Origin of the sequence: Nocardia sp. NPDC056541 (assembly GCF_042794235.1) — a bacterium.
Lineage (GTDB): Bacteria > Actinomycetota > Actinomycetes > Mycobacteriales > Mycobacteriaceae > Nocardia.
In genome coordinates this window covers 364568-383843 of the sequence record NZ_JBHTUD010000006.1, presented here as the reverse complement: position 1 = coordinate 383843, position 19276 = coordinate 364568, and the positions used below count along the sequence as shown (strand labels likewise).

The 19276-nt window shown below is 68.2% G+C and carries 15 protein-coding genes; 8 read left to right on the top strand and 7 right to left on the bottom strand.

The genetic code is table 11. From position 1 onward, the window contains the following. Positions 1-146: 146 nt before the first annotated feature. Positions 147-374, top strand: coding sequence for a hypothetical protein (locus ACFQ9R_RS13750; protein ID WP_378990774.1), 228 nt, complete (start codon positions 147-149; stop codon positions 372-374). A 59-nt stretch (positions 375-433) separates the two neighbouring features. Here the strand turns inward: ACFQ9R_RS13750 and ACFQ9R_RS13745 are convergent, their stop codons facing one another. Next, positions 434-922 carry an inorganic diphosphatase gene (locus tag ACFQ9R_RS13745; protein WP_062991391.1) on the bottom strand — a complete coding sequence of 163 codons (489 nt, stop codon included), beginning with the start codon at positions 920-922 and terminating at the stop codon, positions 434-436. 164 nt (positions 923-1086) lie between these two features. Between ACFQ9R_RS13745 and dacB the strand changes: the two genes are divergently transcribed. The 4 genes from dacB (at position 1087) to hpt (ending at position 5392) form a co-directional block, all read left to right on the top strand. After that, the gene (gene dacB, locus ACFQ9R_RS13740; RefSeq protein WP_378990772.1) at positions 1087-2541 is read left to right on the top strand and encodes a D-alanyl-D-alanine carboxypeptidase/D-alanyl-D-alanine-endopeptidase; all 1455 of its coding nucleotides are present in this window, start codon (positions 1087-1089) and stop codon (positions 2539-2541) included. Between the two features lie 13 nt (positions 2542-2554). After that, positions 2555-3616, top strand: coding sequence for a zinc-dependent metalloprotease (locus ACFQ9R_RS13735; protein ID WP_378990770.1), 1062 nt, complete (start codon positions 2555-2557; stop codon positions 3614-3616). A gap of 138 nt (positions 3617-3754) precedes the next feature. Continuing rightward, complete coding sequence (gene tilS, locus ACFQ9R_RS13730) at positions 3755-4816, top strand: tRNA lysidine(34) synthetase TilS (protein WP_378990815.1); 1062 nt, start codon at positions 3755-3757, stop codon at positions 4814-4816. A 24-nt stretch (positions 4817-4840) separates the two neighbouring features. Further along, positions 4841-5392: a hypoxanthine phosphoribosyltransferase gene (gene hpt, locus ACFQ9R_RS13725; protein WP_056819061.1), complete on the top strand. Its 552-nt coding sequence runs from the start codon at positions 4841-4843 to the stop codon at positions 5390-5392. 78 nt (positions 5393-5470) lie between these two features. Here hpt and ACFQ9R_RS13720 read toward each other — a convergent pair whose 3' ends face one another. Continuing rightward, on the bottom strand, positions 5471-7432 hold the full coding sequence (locus ACFQ9R_RS13720; protein WP_378990768.1) for a protein kinase: 1962 nt from the start codon (positions 7430-7432) through the stop codon (positions 5471-5473). A gap of 51 nt (positions 7433-7483) precedes the next feature. Continuing rightward, positions 7484-9889 (bottom strand): protein kinase, encoded by a 2406-nt coding sequence (locus ACFQ9R_RS13715; protein ID WP_378990766.1) that lies wholly within the window; start codon positions 9887-9889, stop codon positions 7484-7486. 224 nt (positions 9890-10113) lie between these two features. Between ACFQ9R_RS13715 and ACFQ9R_RS13710 the strand changes: the two genes are divergently transcribed. Beyond that, positions 10114-11463: an amidase gene (locus tag ACFQ9R_RS13710; protein WP_378990765.1), complete on the top strand. Its 1350-nt coding sequence runs from the start codon at positions 10114-10116 to the stop codon at positions 11461-11463. Here ACFQ9R_RS13710 and ACFQ9R_RS13705 read toward each other — a convergent pair. The 3 genes from ACFQ9R_RS13705 to ACFQ9R_RS13695 form a co-directional block, all read right to left on the bottom strand. Then, positions 11460-12356 carry a LysR family transcriptional regulator gene (locus tag ACFQ9R_RS13705; RefSeq protein ID WP_378631508.1) on the bottom strand — a complete coding sequence of 299 codons (897 nt, stop codon included), beginning with the start codon at positions 12354-12356 and terminating at the stop codon, positions 11460-11462. The two genes, ACFQ9R_RS13710 and ACFQ9R_RS13705, sit on opposite strands and share 4 nt — an antisense overlap. A gap of 386 nt (positions 12357-12742) precedes the next feature. Beyond that, positions 12743-14293 carry an aldehyde dehydrogenase family protein gene (locus ACFQ9R_RS13700; RefSeq protein WP_378990764.1) on the bottom strand — a complete coding sequence of 517 codons (1551 nt, stop codon included), beginning with the start codon at positions 14291-14293 and terminating at the stop codon, positions 12743-12745. Between the two features lie 121 nt (positions 14294-14414). After that, the gene (locus ACFQ9R_RS13695) at positions 14415-14687 is read right to left on the bottom strand and encodes a DUF2277 domain-containing protein (protein WP_378990763.1); all 273 of its coding nucleotides are present in this window, start codon (positions 14685-14687) and stop codon (positions 14415-14417) included. A gap of 125 nt (positions 14688-14812) precedes the next feature. Here ACFQ9R_RS13695 and ACFQ9R_RS13690 point away from each other — a divergent pair, with 125 nt between their 5' ends. Continuing rightward, positions 14813-15670, top strand: a complete 858-nt coding sequence (locus ACFQ9R_RS13690) for a DUF1266 domain-containing protein (RefSeq protein WP_062991379.1) — start codon at positions 14813-14815, stop codon at positions 15668-15670. A 22-nt stretch (positions 15671-15692) separates the two neighbouring features. On the opposite strand, the gene ACFQ9R_RS13685 is transcribed toward ACFQ9R_RS13690, so the two are convergent. After that, positions 15693-16679: a hypothetical protein gene (locus tag ACFQ9R_RS13685; protein ID WP_378990762.1), complete on the bottom strand. Its 987-nt coding sequence runs from the start codon at positions 16677-16679 to the stop codon at positions 15693-15695. Between the two features lie 224 nt (positions 16680-16903). Between ACFQ9R_RS13685 and ftsH the strand changes: the two genes are divergently transcribed. Then, positions 16904-19273, top strand: a complete 2370-nt coding sequence (gene ftsH, locus ACFQ9R_RS13680) for an ATP-dependent zinc metalloprotease FtsH (protein ID WP_378990761.1) — start codon at positions 16904-16906, stop codon at positions 19271-19273. The last annotated feature ends 3 nt before the right edge of the window (positions 19274-19276 follow it).

The window sequence follows — 19276 nt, the reverse complement described above, 5'->3', positions numbered from 1 at the left end:
GAAGGTGGTGCCTGCGCTACCAACCTTGGGGTGGGGTAGGTGAATCGACCAAGGGGAGAGCGAACCTACCCCTAGGGTTGGCTGTTCAAACCTCTGCGCCGCAATAACTTCGAGAAGTCGAAGTTGTCCGCGTCAGGAGAATCAATATGCGCATCAAATCCACCGTCGCCGCCGCCCTGCTGGCCGTCGCGACCGTCGCCGGGGTGTCGGCGGTCGGTGCGGGCAGTGCCGCCGCGGCGCCGTACGGAACGTATTACGGCACCTACTACGAGCTCTATCAGTGCCGCGCGGCCGGGGAAGATCCGTACACCGGCGGGTATTACTGGGAGTGCACGGAGAGCTGGGACGGCTGGGATCTCTACATCTGGTACTGACACCGAAACGGGAAGTCCGAAAACTCTTCGGACTTCCCGTTTTTCGTAGGTCTATCGGCTCAGTGGCCGGATTCCTTCAGCCGAGTGAAGGACTCGTCGATGATCTTCTCGGCCTCGGCGCGGCCGAGCCACTCCGAACCCTCGACGTACTTGCCCGGCTCGAGATCCTTGTAGCGCTCGAAGAAGTGCTTGATCGCCGACAGTTCGAACTCCGAGACGTCGCCCAGGTCCTGGATGTGATCCCAGCGCGGGTCGCCCGCGGGGACACACAGCACCTTGTCGTCGCCACCGGCCTCGTCGGTCATGCGGTACACGCCCACCGGGCGGGCCTCGACGATCACGCCGGGGAACACCGACTCGGGCAGCAGCACCAGCGCGTCGAGCGGGTCGCCGTCCTCGCCGAGGGTGTTCTCGATGAAGCCGTAGTCGGCCGGGTAGCCCATGGAGGTGTACAGGTACCGGTCGAGCTTGACCCGACCGCTCTCGTGATCGACCTCGTACTTGTTCCGAGAACCCTTGGGAATCTCGATGGTGACGTCGAACTCCACGCCATCTCCTTGCTCGTTCGAGTGCTGGTCTGTGCCGAATCGCCAGATCGTTCTGGGGAACCGTTGCGCAACGAGGATAGTGTGGTGTGCTGGTACACCGGTGCGGCAGGCGGCTGTAGTCGCGCAGTCGAGGCGTGTCGGTCGGCGTTGAGGGAGACACTGTCGTGGTCGATGCAGGCGGCAATCCGGGATCACCGGTGCAGGGGCGCCGGAGGTCCCGCTGGATCTGGTTGTCGGCAGTGGTCGTCGCGCTACTGGTGATCGCGGGCGGTTTCGCGGCGATCGCGCAGCCGTGGACGCCGGAATTCCGCCACGGCGGACTCACCGTGGCGCCGCCGCCGGACACGGGTCAGGTGTTTCCCGAGGTGGCTCCGGCCCGATCGGACGCGCCCGCGCCCACAGTGGCGGGCATCGCCGCGGCGCTCGCCGCGGTGGTCGGCAACCCTGATCTCGGTGCGTTCGCGGGTCAGGTGACCGATCCGGGCAGCGGGACGGTGCTGTGGAGTCAGGAGCCGGCCAAGGCGATGATCCCGTCGTCGACGGCCAAGATCATGCTGGTCGCGGCCGCATTGCTGACCTTGCCCGATGATCAGCGGGTGACCACCAAGGTGCTCGCCGGTGCGCCCGGCGAGCTGGTGCTGGTGGCGGGCGGGGACCCCACGCTCACCACACGGGCAGCGGGCGGCTACTACACCGACGGCGCCCGGATCGCGGATCTGGCCGCGCAGGTGCGGGCCGCGGGCCGCCAGGTGAACGCGATCGTGGTCGACACGTCCGCCTACTCGGGGCCGACCATGGCCTCGGGCTGGGACCCGATCGACATCCCGGAAGGGTCGATCGCCCCGATCGAGCCGATCATGCTCGACGGTGGCCGGTTCGACCCCTCGGCCGACTATTCCCCGCGCACCGCGAATCCCGCGCTGGACGCCGGGCGAGCGCTCGCCGCCGAGCTGGGTATCGATCCCGCCGCGGTGCGAGTGGGACCGGCCGCGCAGACCGGCGCCCAGATCGCGAAGGTCGAATCGGCCCCGCTGCGGGTTCGCTTGCACGACATGATGATTCACTCCGACAATGTGCTGGCCGAGACCATCGGACGTGAGCTGGCGGTGGCGTCGGGCCAGCCGGCATCCTTCGCCGGTGCGGTCGCCGCCACCACGGCCGCCCTGTCGACGGCCGGATTCGATATCGCCGGACTGCATCTGGCCGACAACAGTGGGCTCTCCGTCGACGACCGGGTGACCCCGAAGCTGCTCGATTCGATCATCGCGACCGCGGCGGAACCGACCGGCAACGCCGCATTGGTACCGGCCGGAACACAGGCCAGGCCCGAAAACGACCCGCGCGCAGCGGCTCTCGCGCCGATGCTGGACTACCTGCCCGTCGCGGGCGGCACCGGCACACTCGCGCCGCGCTTCGTCACACAGAACCGGCAGGGTGCGGGGTGGGTGCGCGCCAAGACCGGAACTCTGAGCGTGGCCAGCGCGTTGGTCGGATATGTACTCGACCGCGACGGGCGGGTACTCACCTTCGCACTCATGTCGAACGACCGATTGCCGGAGCAGAGCAGGCCGGCGCTCGACGCGGTGGCGGGTGCCCTGCGCAACTGTGGATGCTCGTAGAGAACGGGTGACTATGACCGACAAGACCGAGCGCAAGAGTTCCGGGTTCAGCGGAGCTGTGGACTGGCGGCTGGCCGCGCGAACCGGGGCGGTGCTCGCTCCCTCCGGGCCGCGCGTGTCCCGGCAGACGGCCGAACAGGTCGTCGCCGAGCTGGCGTCTGCCTCGATACTGGCCGAACTGCCGGTGCGTGAGGTCAGTGGGCTGCTCGACGACCGGCCGGTTCCCGAGGCGCGGATCGTCGACCGGCCGGGGTGGATCTCCGCGGCCGCCGATTCGATGGCTGTGCTCACCGGCATCGAATCCGCCGACGGGGGCAAGTTCGTCGGGAAACCCGCGGGTGTCCAGGCGGGGACCATGCTGGCGTTCCTGTCGACCGCGATTCTCGGGCAGTACGACCCGTTCACCGGCGAGGACGGCACCTTGCTGCTGGTCGCGCCCAATATCCTCGGCGTCGAGCGTGCGCTCGGCGTCGATCCGAGCGACTTCCGGCTCTGGGTGTGCCTGCACGAGGTGACACACCGGGTGCAGTTCTCGTCGGCGCCCTGGCTGGCCGGGTACATGCGCACCAACGTGGACATCTTGAGCGAGGTCGGCGAGGAACCGATGAGCGAGATGCTCACCCGATTACTGAGCGAGGTGCGGTCGCGGCGCAACGGCGACAACACCGACGATCCGAACAGTCGAGGGGTGGTCGGACTGTTGCGTGCGGCCCAGGCGCCGCCGCAGCGCGAGGCACTGGATCGACTGTTGATGCTCGGCACGCTGCTCGAAGGGCATGCCGATCATGTGATGGACGCCGCCGGGCCCGCTGTGGTGCCGACCGTCGCCGATATCAGGGCCGCGTTCGATCGACGTCGACAGAAGCCGTCCAATCCGATCCAGCGGCTGCTGCGGGCCCTGCTCGGCGTGGACGCGAAGGTCGCGCAATACGTACGGGGCAAGAAGTTCGTGGACGCGGTGGTCGAGCGGGTGGGGGTCGCGGAATTCAACACGGTGTGGACGAACGCCGACACGCTGCCGTTGCTGGACGAGGTCGACGATCCGGAACGGTGGATTCGCCGGGTGCTGGGATAGGTCTCGGTAACCTGCACACGTGACTTACGCGGACGGTCGACCGCCGAGCAGGGCCGCGCAGCCTGCTCGTGAATCGCGGCTGCCGTCCGATGATCGCGAGGCGATTGTTCGGTGTGGCCGATGACATCGCCTCGTCCGATGCGCCTGCCGGAGACAGCGGCGGTGCTCGCGGTGCGACGGGGTGTGCGCGAGTGGGTGGCCGCGCACGGTGGGCGGGGGCCGGTGGTTGTGGGGTTGTCCGGCGGGGCGGATTCGCTGGCCTTGGTGGCCGCCGCCGTTGTCGAGGCGGGTGCGGTGACCGCGGTGGTCGTCGACCATCGGTTGCAGGAGGGATCAGCGGCGGTGGCCGAGCGGGCGGTCGAGCAAGCGATGGGGCTCGGGTGTGCGGGGGCGATGGTCGTGCCCGTCGAGGTCGGGCGTGCGGGGGGTGTGGAGGCGGCGGCTCGGGCGGCTCGGTACGCGGCGTTGGAGTCGGTACGGGACGGGCGGCCGGTGTTGCTCGGACACACGCTCGATGATCAGGCCGAAACGGTGCTGCTCGGGTTGGCGCGCGGCTCGGGCGGGCGGTCCATTCAGGGGATGGTGGCGTGGAATGCGCCGTGGGGGCGGCCGTTGCTGGGTGTGCGGCGGGCTCAGACGGTGCGGATGTGCACCGATCTGGGGATCGAACCGTGGGACGATCCGCACAACGTCGACCTCAGGTACACCCGCGTGCGGGTGCGCAACGAAGTACTGCCACTGCTCGAGGACGTCCTCGGCGGTGGGGTCGCGCAGGCACTCGTCCGCACGGCCGAGCAGTTGCGTGCGGACGGCGCGGTGCTCGATGCCTACGCGGCCGAGTTGCTGCGGAATGCGCGTTCGCACCGCGCGAGCGCACGTCCCGATGGCGCCGTGGCGCGCCGTCCCGATCTCGATGATCGATCCGGGTCCGGTGGCCGCGACGACACTGATCGACCCACGCTGTCGATCGAGATCCTGGCCACTGCCCCGCCCGCGTTGCGTCGCAGGGCGGTGCGCGCCTGGCTTGCGGACGAGGGCGTGAGCGGGCTCATGAACGCCCATTTACAGGCGATCGACGAGCTGGTGAGTAATTGGCACGGACAGGGCGGGGTGGCGGTGGCGGGCGGCTCGAGGGACCACAGGTTGGTCGTGACGCGCGAACATGGCACGCTGGCGGTGCGAGCACAGCCGCGCATTTGATGCCACGAAGGGACACCCACTTCCGTGTACGGAGACGACATCGCATCGGTGCTGATCACCGAAGACGAGATCAAAGCCAAGATCGAGGAACTGGCCGAGCTCGTCGCCAAGCGATACCCGCCCGATTCCCCCGAAGGTGACCTCCTGCTGATCTGCGTCCTCAAGGGCGCGATCTTCTTCATGACCGACTTCGCCAGGGCGCTGTCGATCCCCACTCAGCTCGAATTCATGGCCGTGTCGTCCTACGGTTCGTCCACCTCGTCCTCGGGCGTGGTGCGCATCATGAAGGACCTGGACAAGGACATCGCGGGCCGTAACGTCCTGATCGTCGAGGACATCATCGACTCGGGCCTGACCCTGTCCTGGCTCAAGCGCAACCTGTCCACCCGCAACCCGGCCTCGCTGGAAGTAGTCACCCTGCTCCGCAAGCCCGACGCGCTGCGCACCCCCGTCGACGTCGCGCACGTGGGCTTCGACATCCCCAACGAATTCGTCGTCGGCTACGGCCTCGACTACGCCGAGCGCTACCGCGACCTCCCCTACATCGGCACCCTCAACCCGGCGGTGTACTCGTAATTTTGGAGCGCTGGCGCGCTCGAGTTCGCGCCTCCGGCGGTCCCGCCGATCAGGTACCGCTGCTTGCTCCTTCGTCGCCTACGCAACGGCACCTGATCGGCGGGACGGGCGCGAACCGCCGACTGCGTCGGCGGCCCCTCCTCGAGGTCGGGGCTGGGGGTCGACGACTCTGATCAGTGCCCGGATATCGGCGTCGATCGCGCGGAACAGCGCGTACGAGCCGAGGAAGGCCACGACGCTGCCGAGGTAGACCACACGCAGCGAGACCATGGTCGGCAGCAGGTCCTCGGTGGGCAGCAAGGTGATGGCGACCATCGCGATCAGCGGGATGGACGCGGCGACCGCCAGATACCAGCCGCAGCGCCGCAGGAGTCCGCGCAGCGCCGCGGCATCGGTGTGGAACCGGTGGCCTTGCTGCAGGAAGGCCGGGTACGCGCAGCGGACCATGTAGAAGGTGATGAGGAAGAACGCGTAGGTCGCCGCCACGGCGCAACCGATGGCGTTCGACGTCAGAAATTGCACCGTGGTGCGCGTCTCCAGCTCACCGGTGCTCACCTTCACCGTGGCGGGCAGGATCGCCGCCGCGGTGACCCAGAACAACACGGCGACGACAACCGCCCGGTCACCCAGGTACAGCGATTGCCTGCTTGCCAGGCCCAACGTCGCGGTACCCACGCGCCGCCCGGCCCGTAACGCGCGTGGAACCAGGATCGCGTGGCGGGACAAATAGACCAGGATCACCGCGCCGAGCGCGAAAGCTATCACGTTGGTCACCACCGAGACTATGTGCAGCGCTTCGCGAGCGGCGGGCTCGAGCCGCTGCACCAGCAGGCCGGAGTTCTGCCAGGTCTTGTATTTCACGGCGAGCGCGTTGGGTACCGCGATCGCCAGCGTCATCAGCGCAACCATGAAGGGCCGCAAGCGAATTCGGTAGGAACGGGCAGGCGGGTCGACCAAGTCTCTGCCGCGCGGGTCCAGGCAGAGGTCGAACTGTTCGGCGAGGACGGTGCCGTCGGGCCAGCGGTCGTTTCGGTCCGGCTCGAGGCAACGCAGCAGCACCCGGCGAAGTGCGGGCGGACAGTCCGGCGGGAGTTGTTGCAGCGCGGAATTACCGACGCCCGCGCTGCGTGCGGAGAGCATCGCTTCGAGTCTGGTTCGATCGCCGCAGTCGGGGTCGTCGGCGCCGGTGTCGTCGAACGGCTTGGTGCCGGTGAGCAGTTCCCACAGCAGCACACCCAGCGAGAAGAGATCGGAGCGTGCTTCGAGGTCGGCGGCGCTGCGGTCGTAGCCGGGATGGCTGGCCTCGAGCTGCTCGGGTGACATGTACGCCAGCGACCCGCCGAAATACGAGAGCGGGCTGGTGCCCGCGGTCTCGCTGAAGCTGATGTTGAAATCGGCGAGCTTCGGCACGCCCTCGGCCGTGAGCAGGACATTCGCCGGTTTCACGTCACGGTGCAGCACACCCCGATCGGCCGCGTGATCCAGTGCCGCGGCCAGGCGCCGACCCAGCCAGGCCACGGTGTCGGGCCAGCTGAGGTGGGTGATCTCGCGCCGCACGCTCGAATCCGCCGGCCGGATCTCGCCCTTCTCCGTCATCGCCGCGTCGATCGCGTCGAGCAGGAGCCGACCGTCGCGTTCGGCGGGCGGGGTCGCGCGGACCCAGCGCAGCAGGCCGAGCAGAGTCCCGCCGGGCAGGAATTGCATGTACAGCAGGCGTAGCCGGGGCGACCCGTCGCCGGGTGGATCGAGGACGAGCTGATCGAACACGCGCACGATGTAGTCGTGGTCGAGCTGGGCCAGGGTTTGCGGCTCGGTGCCGCTGTCGGCGGAGATCTTCACCGCGACCAGACGTTGCATCGACCGTTGCCTGGCCAGGAAGACCCGGGCGAACGCGCCCACGCCGAGCTCGGTCAGCAGCTCGAAGTCGCCGACGCGGTCGCCCACCTCGAACCGGTCGAGCCCGCGGCGATCGGTGGAGTGCATGGTGGCGGTGCGGTCGAGCGAGGGGCGGGTCGCCTCGGTGATGACAGTCGAGCTCACGACGGGTCATACGCGCGGACCCGCACGGAAGTTCATCCGTGCCGCAGATCGTCAGCTGACGACGCGTTCCAGGGCTTTCAGATCGGCTTCGAGCGCGCGGAAGAGCAGGTAGGAGCCGATGAAGGCGACGATGCCGCCGACGCAGAGCACCCGGACGGCGACGATCACGGCCGGGATATCACCGGGCGGGAGGAAGGTGACGCCCGCGACGGCGAGGAGGGGGACCGAGGCGGCCACCGCGAGGTACCAGGTGCAGCGGCGGCTCAGCTCGCGCAGCCAGGTGCTGTCGTCGGTGCTGATCTCGCCGTGGCGAAGGAAGATCGGGTAGATGCAGCGAACCAGGTAGAACGTCACGAGGAAGAACGGGTAGGCGACGGCGATCGCCCCGCAGACCAGCAGGGACGCGAGGAAATGGACCACGGCGTGGCCGGGAACATCGCCGGCGGCCAATTGCAGCGCGATCGGGAAGGTGAGTCCGGAGATCGCCCACAGCGAGAACACCACGATCACCACCCGGTCGCCGATGCGCAAGGTGTCGTGTCTGGTGCGGCGCAGAATCTGTGGGTCGTAACGGCGGCCATGGCGAAGGCCGCGCGGCACGGAGAGCACGAAACGGGCGAGGTAGATGAGCACCGCGGCCCCCAGCGGGAAGAAGACCACGTTCACGCCCGCCGTGATCACGACGAACGATTGCTGGGCCGACTCGCTGAGCCGACTCACCACCAGATTCTGGTTGTGCTGGATGTTGTACCAGGAGGCGAGGGCGTTGGGGATGCCGATCGCCAAGATCATCACCAGCAGCGGCCACTTGCGCCACACCATCCGCCAGCTGTTCGGCGGCGGGTCGACGAGGTCGCGGGCCCGGGCGTCCAGACACAGATCGAACTGCTTGGCGAGCACCGCGCCTTCGGCCCAGCGACCCGACCTGTCCGGGTCGAGGCAGGTCAGCAGCACCCGGCGCAGGGCAGCGGGGCAGTTCGCCGGAACCCGGTCGAGCGCGGCGGGATCGACGCCGCCGGTCCGTCGCTCGAGCATGGCCTCGAGGGTGGTTTCGTCGCCCCGGCCCTCGGCCGCGGCGGTGTCGTCGTCGAACGGCTTCGCACCGGTGAGCAGTTCCCACAGGACCACGCCGAGGGAGTAGATATCGCTGCGGGTGTCGAGGTCGGCGGCGGTGCGGCTGAGGCCGGGGTGACAGGCCTCCAGCTGTTCGGGCGACATGTAGGCCAGCGAACCGCCGAAGTAGGCCACCGGGCTGGTGCCCTCGACGGTGCGGCTGAAGCTGATGTTGAAGTCGGCGAGCTTCGGGACGCCCTCGGCGGTGAGCAGCACATTCGCCGGTTTCACATCACGGTGCAGCACACCGTGCGAGGACGCGTAGTCGAGCGCCTCGGCCAGCCGCCTGCCCAGCCAGGCCACTGTTTCCGGCCAGCTCAGGGCGGCGATCTCGGCGCGCACGCTCGAATCGGTCGGGCGGATCTCGCCCTTCTCCTCCATGGCGGCGTCCACGGCGTCGAGCAGCAGTTTGCCGCTGCGTTCGGCGGGTGGGGTCGCGCGGACCCAGCGCAGCAGACCGAGCAGGGTCCCGCCGGGCAGGAACTGCATGTAGAGCAGGCGAAGGCGCCGCGAACCCGAGGGCGCCGAGTCGGTGTCCATCAGTTGCTGGTCGAACACGCGCACGATGTAGTCGTGGTCGAGCTGGGCCAGCGTCTGCGGCTCGGTGCCGCGGTCGGCGGAGATCTTCACCGCGACCAGACGCTGCATCGACGTCTGCCTGGCCAGGAAGACACGCGCGAAAGCACCGGAACCGAGCCCGGTGAGCAGCTCGAAATCGCCGATGCGCTGGCCGATCTCGATGCGGTCGAGCGGCTCGAACGCGCCGGGATTCGAGAGTGCGTCCGTCGACGACGTCGCGGCCGAGGTGGCGGTCGCGGTGAGGTCGAGCTGCGGGCGGGTCATCTGGGTACTACGAGTCGAGTCCGCCGTTTGGTTCATCGTCGCGTCGGGATCGTCGGTCCGGTGGGTGCTCTGGTCGAGTTCCTCAGTGTTGAGCAGGCCGCGCAGACTGGCCGCCTGCTCCGGGTACTCGCGCAGGCACTCGCGCGGGTCGACCCGTTCGCCGCTGTGCCTGCGGATGACGAATTCCTCGAACACCAGCCCGGCGGGCAGCGTGGCAACGTCGAGTTCGGGGAACTCGGCGCAGTAGTTGACCAGCCGCTTGCGGTCGATGCCGGTGCCGGCGTGGTGCAGCCAGCGATGGCGCAGGTCGACCCGGATCAGCTCGTGCAGCGCCTGCGCGCGCAGGGTGGCCGCGTCGGGGAGGAACTCGGCGATGTCGGGCGGGCGTTCGTCGACCGCGCCCCACGCGGCGGCGAACGCCTCGACCATGTCGACGCGCACATTCGTGGCCCGACCGGCCGTTGCGTCGGGTTGTTCCCCGCTTCCGGTGTTATCGCTCATCAACCGACCTAAAGAGTTCGCGCGGATCGGTGCGAAATTCATTCCGCCACACCCACCGCCATCGCCGGAGAGCTGTACTTGAAATGATAACTTGCGCCTCTAGAGCTGATCACCCGAATTTCGACGACCATGCGACGGGGGCGAATCCGCAGATGAACGAAGACCTCACAGCGGTAGCATGGGAGTCCGTCGACGACGACGGCGTAACGGACGCTGAGGTGACGATGGACTCGTCTCGCCCTCCTGCCGACGAATACCCCATCGGCGGCCCCGCCGCGGCGCTGGCCGCCCGGGTCCGTGCGGGCACCATCACGCCCGCCGACGTCACCGCCGACGCGCTCGCCCGCATCGGTTCGGAGAATCGCAAGATCAACGCCTTCACGGTGGTGCGAGCCGAGCGGGCCAGGGCCGAAGCGCGGGAACTGGCCGCCCGGCAAGACCTCGACGAGCTGCCGCTGGCCGGTGTGCCGGTGGCGGTGAAGCAGAACATCGCGGTGGCGGGCGAACCGACCCGGGCCGGTTCGGCGGCCACCTCCGCCGAACCGGCGAGCGTCGATCACCCGGTCGTGGCCAGGCTGCGCGCCGCAGGCGCGATCGTTGTGGGGTTGACCGCGATGCCCGAGCTCGGTTTGTGGGCCAGTACCGACTCCGCGGGGTGCGTCACCCGCAATCCGCGTGATGTCGGCCGGTCGACGGGTGGATCCTCGGGTGGTGCTGCCGCGGCGGTGGCCGCCGGACTCGTGCCCATCGCGCACGGCAACGACGGTCTCGGCTCGATCCGGGTGCCCGCCGCGGCATGCGGGGTCTTCGGGATCAAGCCGGGTAGACACGTGGTGCCCGCGCAGATCGGCGCCGATTCCTGGGCGGGACTGGCCGAGAACGGCGTCCTCGCGACCACGGTGTCGGACGCGGCGCTGGCGCTGTCGGTGCTGGCAGGCCGTTCCGACCTGGCCGAACTACGCAAGCCGCAGCGACTACGCATCGGACTGGCCGTGGCTCCGCCGTCGCGTCTGGTCCGGATGGATCGGCATTGGACGGCGGCGGCGCGCACCGCGGGTGCGCGCGCGGCAGTGGCCGGGCACGAGGTGCAACCGGTGGAACTGCCCTACGGCGACACGGCGCTGTTGATGCTGCTGCGCTGGCCGAGCGCGGGCCTGGCCGACGCCGACACACTCGAGAACCCCGAACTGCTCCAGCAACGCACCAAACGTCACCTGGCGATCGGCCGGGTGATCCGGCGACTCGGCCTGGTCCGCCCCAGCCAGATCGACCGGACCGAAGCCAGGCTGCTCGAATTCTTCGAGGACTTCGATGTGGTGATCACCCCGACGCTCGCCGCGCCACCGCCCAAGGCCAGGCAGTGGAGCGGGCGCGGGTGGGCCGCGAATGTCGTGTCCTCGGCGCGCTACGCGCCGTTCACCGGACTGTGGAATCTGCTCGGCTGGCCCGCGGCGTCACTACCGATGGGCACCCATCCCGAAGCGCACACCCCGTTGGCCGCGCAGCTGGTCGGTCCGCCGGGCAGCGAGTCCACCTTGCTCGGTCTCGCCGCCCAACTGGAACTGTCGAACTAGACCGCGATCGGCTGCGGCTGCGGTGTCGGCTCGGAGAAACCACCGTCGACGGCGCGACCGGCGAATTCCAGAATGGTCGGGCGCGTGTCGTCGGCCCGCCATGCCACCGCCAGCTCACACGGGGTGAGACCGGCGACCGGACGCGCGGTGAGCCCGGGCCAGCGGTACATCGGCACGTTGTTCTCGGCCAGCAGGCACACGCCGAGGCCGAGGCTCACGGCCTCGAGCTTGTCCTCGGGGGTGGCCGCCTCGGCGCCGATCTTGGCCGCCTTGCCGCCACGGGCATCGTTGCCGAGCCAGAAGTCGCGGACCGCGCCCGCCTCGGTGGGCAGGGCGACGAAGGGCTCGTCGAGCAGATCGGCGAATTCGATGCTGTCCTGCTCGGCCAGCGGATGCGACTCCGGCAGCAGCACCCAGCGCGGCTCGGTGCGCAGCACCTGCCAGCGATAACGGTTGGGGTCGGGCAGCGGCAGCCAGACCAGCGACAGGTCGGCCTGTCGACCGGCCAGGCCACTGGAGGGGTCGTTCCACGACGCGGCGTGCAGGGCGAGGCGGTGACCGCTCGCGCTCTCGAGGTCGTTGAGCAGACCCCGGCCGAGCGCGGACTGGATTCCGACGCGCAGCACCTCGCCTGCTTCCTGGAGGGACACGTTGGTCACCTCCCACAGCTCGAGGATCTTGCGTGCGCCTTCGAGCAGTTCCTTACCGGCGACGGTGAGGGCGACACTGCGCTGGTTGCGGTCGAACAGGACCACGTCGAGCTGGCGTTCGAGCTGGCGGATCTGGCGTGACAACGTCGGCTGAGCGATATGCAGCCGCTGGGCGGCGTTCGTGAAATGCAGTTCCTCAGCGACGGCGACGAAATACCGCAGATCGCGCAAATGCGGGTCCATAGCACCTTGCTATCAGAATCGGTCGGGAAAATCCAGCCAAAACGGGCAAGGAAGTTCGCGGAAGTGGATCAAAACAGTCACCAGGTTGGTATCGCACAGCATATGGCCTGACATGGTGAGCTGCACCATCGGATTGTCTATTGTTCGTGGCGATCTGCCACCGAGTGGATCGACGTCATATCTGGGCGGCTGACCAGCGAAAATGCGTCGCTGTTCACATCACCTGCTCCGATGTGGGCCGCACCGCGCCGCTGTCGTGCGCGCCGAAAGGTGCCGCTGACCACGGCGACCGTGACCAGCAACTTCGTCGAAGTGATGTTAGTCACAAACAAGTTTCGAAGCGGCGAATCCGGCTGCGCACCAACAGGTGTCGCAGCCGGAATCGACTACTTGCTCTTCTTGAGACGCAGCACCGCGGGCAGGTCGATTCGGCGCATCCCGCGCGCACCGGCCGCCCGCATCGCCGCGACCGCGACGACCAGCTTGTTCATGTCGTAGGGGTACCAGAACAATTCCTTGCCCATGGTCGGCAGCTTCGGCTTCGTCATCGCCTGCGCGCGACAGTATTTCCGCAGCCCCGACGCACCGCCCCAGCGTGCGCCGACGCCGGACAGACCCCAGCCGCCCATCGGCATCGCGGGATTGAACAGGTTCGAGAACACGTCGTTGATGTTCACCGCGCCTGTGTTCAGCTGCCTGGCCACGCGTTCGCCGCGCGCCTTGTCGCCGGTCCACACCGACGCCGAAAGCCCGTAGATCGAGTCGTTGGCCATCCGGATGGCCTCGGCCTCGTCGGCCACCTTCATCACCGGCAGCGTCGGGCCGAAGGTCTCCTCGGCGACGCACGACATCGAATGGTCCACATCCACGAGCACCGTCGGCTCGAAGAAGGTGCCGACGCCGGTGCGTTTGCCGCCGGTGGTCACCCGGGCGCCCGCCGCCACCGCCTCGTCGACGTGGCGCTGCACGATCAGCACCTGATTCTCGTTGGCGAGCGCACCGACGTCGTTCTTCGACTCGCGATCGTCGGCGCCCTGACGCAGGGCGGCGACCGCGGCGGTGAGCTTGGTGACGAACTCGTCGTAGGCAGGCGCTTCCACGTAGACCCGCTCGACCGAGATGCACACCTGCCCGGCGTTGAACATGCCGCCGAAGGCGATGCCGTGCGCGGCGCGGTCCAGGTCCGCGTCGGCGAGCACGATCGCCGGGTCCTTTCCGCCGAGCTCGAGGCTGTAGGGCACCATCCGCTCCGCGCAGGTGGCCGCGATCTTGCGACCGGTCGCGGTGGAACCGGTGAACTGGATGTAATCGGCGTTCTCGACCACCGCCGCGCCGGTCGCGCCCGCGCCGGTGACCACCTTGAACACCGGCGGCGCACCGATCTCGGCCCAGCCGCGGGCCAGCTCCACCGCGGACAGGGGCGTCACCTCCGACGGCTTGAGGATCACCGCGGCGCCGGCCGCCAGCGCGGGGAACACGTCGATCGCGGGCATCGCGAGCGGGAAGTTCCACGGCGTGATCACTCCGACCACGGGATAGGGGCGGTAGGCCACAGTCAGCGACTTCACCCGCGCGAGCGGGCTGTGCGGCGACGGGTGCTCGTCGGCGAGGAACTTGCCCGCCCGGCGCGCGTAGTAGCCGAGAATGTCGACCGCGAACGCCGGATCGATGATCGCGTCGACGCGCGGCTTGGCGGTCTCGGATTGCAGCACCGCGGCCAGGTGCTCGGTGTTGTCGATCAGCCAGTCCTGCATCTTCAGCAGCCACTGCTTGCGCCCGGACGGCCCGATCGCTTCCCATTCTGGCTGGTAGAGGCGCAGTTCGCGGACTGCGGCCGCCACGTCGTCCGGTGTGGTGACCGGTACGGTGCCGACGAGGTCGCCCGTGGCCGGATTGTGTACTTCGATCACCGCGACGTCTTTGTCGAGTTCGCTCACTGGTCGTTCTCCTCGTGCGTCTGCTGAATTCGGTTCACCGACTATCGCGGCGCGGCCAAGAGGAAGTGGCGTGCCTGCTCAGACAATTAGAACACGTTGCAGTTCTGGATCGAGCTGATTCCTACGGTGCTTCGCTGGCCTCGTTCTCGCGCGCCGCGATCCGGCGCAGCGGTGGCTCGGTGGGCGGCGGGACCCGGCGATCGGGGAGTTCGGCCAGCAGTGCCGTGGTAGCCGCGGCGATGGCCGCGACAGCCTTGTCGACCGCAGGCTTCGTGGCGCTACTCAGGCCGGAGATGCCGCCGACTTTGCGCACATATTGCAAGGCGGCAGCGTAGATCTCCTGCTCGGTGGCGGCAGGCTCCAGACCACGCAAGACGGTGATATTTCTACACATGTCAGAACCATAGACCTGTGAGGCATGACACGACAGGCGAAGAATAAGGGGATCTGAAAATCTCGTGATGCACGTGAGATTCGCACGCCACCCGTGATCGCGGTCACGGCACTAGACTCGGCCGCATGCCTGCCAGGGGAGTACCAGCGCTGACCACTTTTCCCTACCCGGAACTGGACGAGCGCGAAGAAGATCACTGGTCGGGTGCGGGGGTGAGCGACGACGAACTGCGCGCGCTCGCCCTCGGCGCCTTCTACTCCACCCGCTGGGACGCCTTCCACGACGCGATGTTGCTCGGCCCCGAGCGTGAACACCCGCTCGGCGACCGCCGCGAACTCGCCATCGACACGCTCACCGGCGCCTGGGGCATCACCGACGGCACCGAAGCCCGCGCCTCGATGGAACAGCTGCTCGAAGGCATGCACGCGCCGTTGTATTCGCTGGTGCATCCGCTGGTGATGGCCTCGGTCAACGCCAGCGAGCGCGACCGTTTCGGTGAGCGGGCCGACAAGCAGCGCGCGTTCCTGCGGCAGGTCGGTTCGTTTCGGGGGATGGACAATCCCGAGGCGCTGGTGCGCGACTACGACATCTGGGCCCAGGCCATCAAGATCGGCTTCACCGACCATCTCTCGCGCCCGTTACCCAACGACATCCACGCCTGGGATCTGGCCCGCGTCGTCGCGGTGGCCCGCATGGCGTTCACCGCGGGCTACATCGACGCCGACGTGGCGTGGGAATATTGCATGCGCGCGCTGGTCCCCGCGCAGCGCCGCTACCGCAACTGGCGCCAGTTCGGCGACGCCTACCTCACCGGCTGGACCTACTGGCAGGCCACCGAGGACCTCGCCGAACTGAAGAACGGCGGCGTCGACCGCCGGATGGAACTGGTGCGACTATGGACCCGGCCCACCAGCCCGTGGCGGCGGATCGAACTCAACGAACCGGAGCAGAAGGCGGAAACCGAAGCGGCCGAACCGAATTGAGCATTCGGTCCGGCCACCGGCACTACAGGCTGCGCAGGATACCGCGGCCGTAGCGCTGGAATTGCGTGTCGTCGACCATGCCGAGCGAATGCCGCTCGACCAGTAATTCCCATTCCGCGTAGAGCTGGTTGACACCGGGGTCGGCGGGACCGGCGGCGCCGTCGGCAGCCTGCCTGCGGATGGCGAAATTCACCGCGCAGGTGACCCGTTCGGTGTCGGCGCGATCCACGCCCGCGAAATGCAGCGTGCGATTGCCATCGTTGATATCGATGCCCGATCCGCCGTGGCGCGTATCCACCTCGCCGGGCGCCGAGCGCGCGCCTTCGACGGTGCGGGCGCCGAGAATCGCGGCCACCGCCAATTCGAAGGCATAGCGCTCGCCGCTGCCGATGGAGATGAACAGCACGCGGGAAGTGGTCGCGGCGAGCAGGCCGATGCCCGATCCCGCAGGCGGGGCGGCAACGGCGATGGCCGTTTCCAAGACGTATTCGTCGGGCGTGACATACCGGTTCAGCGCGGTGACGGCCGAACGCGCGTCCTTGCGCGGCGCCATCCGGCGCACGGCGCGCTCGACATCGGCGCGGGTGGGACCCGACTTGCCCCACTCGGGAGCGGGCGGGGTGAGATCCGGCGCGGCCACGTCGATGCGCTGGGTCACCATGATCTGGTCGTTGATCCGGTCGACGATGCCGAGGGCGGCAGGCACGTCGTGCTCGGCGATGAGCACCGGAAGGGGAGTGCGGTCGGCGGGAACGCCGGTGAGGACCGCCGTGGGATAGCGCAGATAGATCTCGATCACCACCGCTTCGTCGGCGCGCCGATTGAGGCGCACCTTGAGCAGGTCGGCAATGGGAACGTCGAGAACACGTTCGCCGTCGGTACCCGGCCGGAGGACGACGAGCCGTCCACCGCCGTGGCGCAGAATCGCTGTGGGTGTTCGTAGCTCGACGATGTCTATACCCCCTGCGCTGTAGTTGTGTCGTCGCCCACGATAAGGCGGGCATGACATGATTGTGGCCACTTGCCACAACCCGGTCGGAGCGTTCGGGAACCTCTTGCGTTCTCCGGCCGTTTACCAGTGCAACTGCACCAGCAGCCGAACTGCGCGATGTATCGAACTAGACCGTACGCGGTAACGTGGCATGTCCGCATCCGAAACCCGCCGATCTCGACGCTTCGCAAGCACACCCGGAGTAATAACCGGAAAGGACTGGGCCGTCCGGCCGACGCTCTATGAACCGCAAGACAGTGTTTCGCACCTTGGCGATCATCTCGGGCATCATGCTCATGATCTGGCTGTTCAGCTTTCTCAGCGATGACACGCGCGGTTGGGAGAGTGTCGACACTTCCGTTGCGCTGGCCCAGCTCGAGGACAAAGCGAACGTCAAGAACGTGCAGATCGATGACAAGGAGCAGCAGCTCCGCATCGAACTGAACAACGGCAACGAAGCCACGAGCAACAACGCCAAGATCGTCGCCAAGTACCCCAGTGGTGGGGAGAACTCCGCGCAGGTCCTCGACGCCGTGCAGAAGTCCGGCGCCCCGTACGACACCGTGGTCAAGCAGGAGAGCTGGCTGTCGCAGCTGCTGCTGTTCATCGTGCCGATGGTGCTGCTGGTCGGCCTGTTCATCTTCGTGATGTCGCGCATGCAGGGCGGTGGCCGTGGCGGAATGATGGGCTTCGGTAAGTCCAAGGCCAAACTGCTGACCAAGGACATGCCCAAGACCACGTTCCAGGACGTGGCCGGGGCCGACGAGGCCGTCGAAGAGCTCTACGAGATCAAGGACTTCCTCCAGAATCCGGCCCGCTACCAGGCGCTCGGCGCGAAGATCCCCAAGGGCGTGCTGCTCTACGGGCCGCCGGGAACCGGTAAGACGCTGCTGGCCCGCGCGGTCGCGGGCGAGGCCGGGGTGCCGTTCTTCACCATCTCCGGTTCGGACTTCGTCGAGATGTTCGTCGGTGTCGGCGCCTCCCGCGTGCGTGACCTGTTCGAGCAGGCCAAGCAGAACAGCCCGTGCATCATCTTCGTCGACGAGATCGACGCGGTCGGCCGCCAGCGCGGTGCGGGCCTCGGCGGCGGTCACGACGAGCGCGAGCAGACCCTCAACCAGCTGCTGGTCGAGATGGACGGCTTCGGTGATCGCTCCAACATCATCCTGATCGCGGCCACCAACCGGCCCGACATCCTCGACCCCGCGCTGCTGCGCCCCGGCCGGTTCGACCGGCAGATCCCGGTCGGCAACCCCGACCTGGCCGGTCGCCGCGCGATCCTGCGGGTGCACTCGGCGGGCAAGCCGATCTCGCAGGAAGCCGACCTCGAGGGTCTGGCCAAGCGCACCGTCGGCATGTCCGGCGCCGATCTGGCCAACGTGATCAACGAGGCCGCGCTGCTCACCGCCCGCGAGAACGGTTCGGTCATCACCGGCGAATCGCTCGAGGAATCGGTCGACCGCGTGATCGGTGGCCCGCGCCGCAAGAGCCGCATCATCAGCGAGCACGAGAAGAAGATCACCGCCTACCACGAGGGCGGTCACACCCTGGCGGCGTGGGCGATGCCCGATATCGAGCCCGTCTACAAGGTCACCATCCTGGCCCGCGGCCGCACCGGCGGGCACGCCATGACGGTGCCCGAGGACGACAAGGGCCTGATGACCCGCTCGGAGATGATCTCCCGGCTGGTCTTCGCGATGGGTGGCCGCGCCGCCGAGGAACTGGTGTTCCACGAGCCGACCACCGGCGCGTCCTCCGATATCGACCAGGCCACCAAGATCGCCCGCGGGATGGTCACCGAATACGGCATGAGTGCCCGCCTCGGCGCCGTGCGCTACGGCCAGGAGCAGGGCGACCCGTTCCTCGGCCGCTCGATGGGCGTGCAGGCCGACTACTCGCACGAGGTCGCCCGCGAGATCGACGAGGAGGTGCGCAACCTCATCGAGGCCGCACACACCGAGGCATGGTCGATCCTCAGCGAATACCGCGAGCAGCTCGACGCGTTGGCCACCGCGCTGCTCGAGCGCGAGACGCTGCACCGCAAGGATCTCGAGACGATCCTGGCCGGTGTGGAGAAGCGTCCGCGGATCACCGCGTTCAACGATTTCGGTGACCGGCACCCGTCGGACAAGCCGCCGGTGAAGACGCCGGGCGAGCTGGCCGTCGAGCGCGGCGAGCCGTGGCCGCCGGTGCAGCCCGCGCCGGTGCCGGTGCCCAACGGTGCACCGCCGGTGGAGCCCAACGGCTACCCGGGTCAGCCCTACGGCCAGCCCGCACCGCCCGCGGCCGGTTACCCGTTGCCCGCCGCGCCGACCCAGGCGTTCCCCCGGCAGTCGGGCACGCACGGTTCGCGGCCCGATTACGGCGCACCGGCCGGCTGGTCGGCTCCGGGTTGGCCGCCGCGCGAGGAGCAGCAGCAGCCGCAGCAGCAACAGCCGCAGCAGCAGCCCCAACCGCCGCAGGACCAGGGCAGTGCCTGGGGCAGGCCCGAGCAGCAGCAGCCGCGGCACGCCAGCGATGGTTTCCAGCCGTGGGGTGCCCAGCCGCAGCCGCCGGTGCGTGACGCCGATCCGGAGAACAAGGAGTGGGAAGGGCCGAACGGCCGCCACTGACCG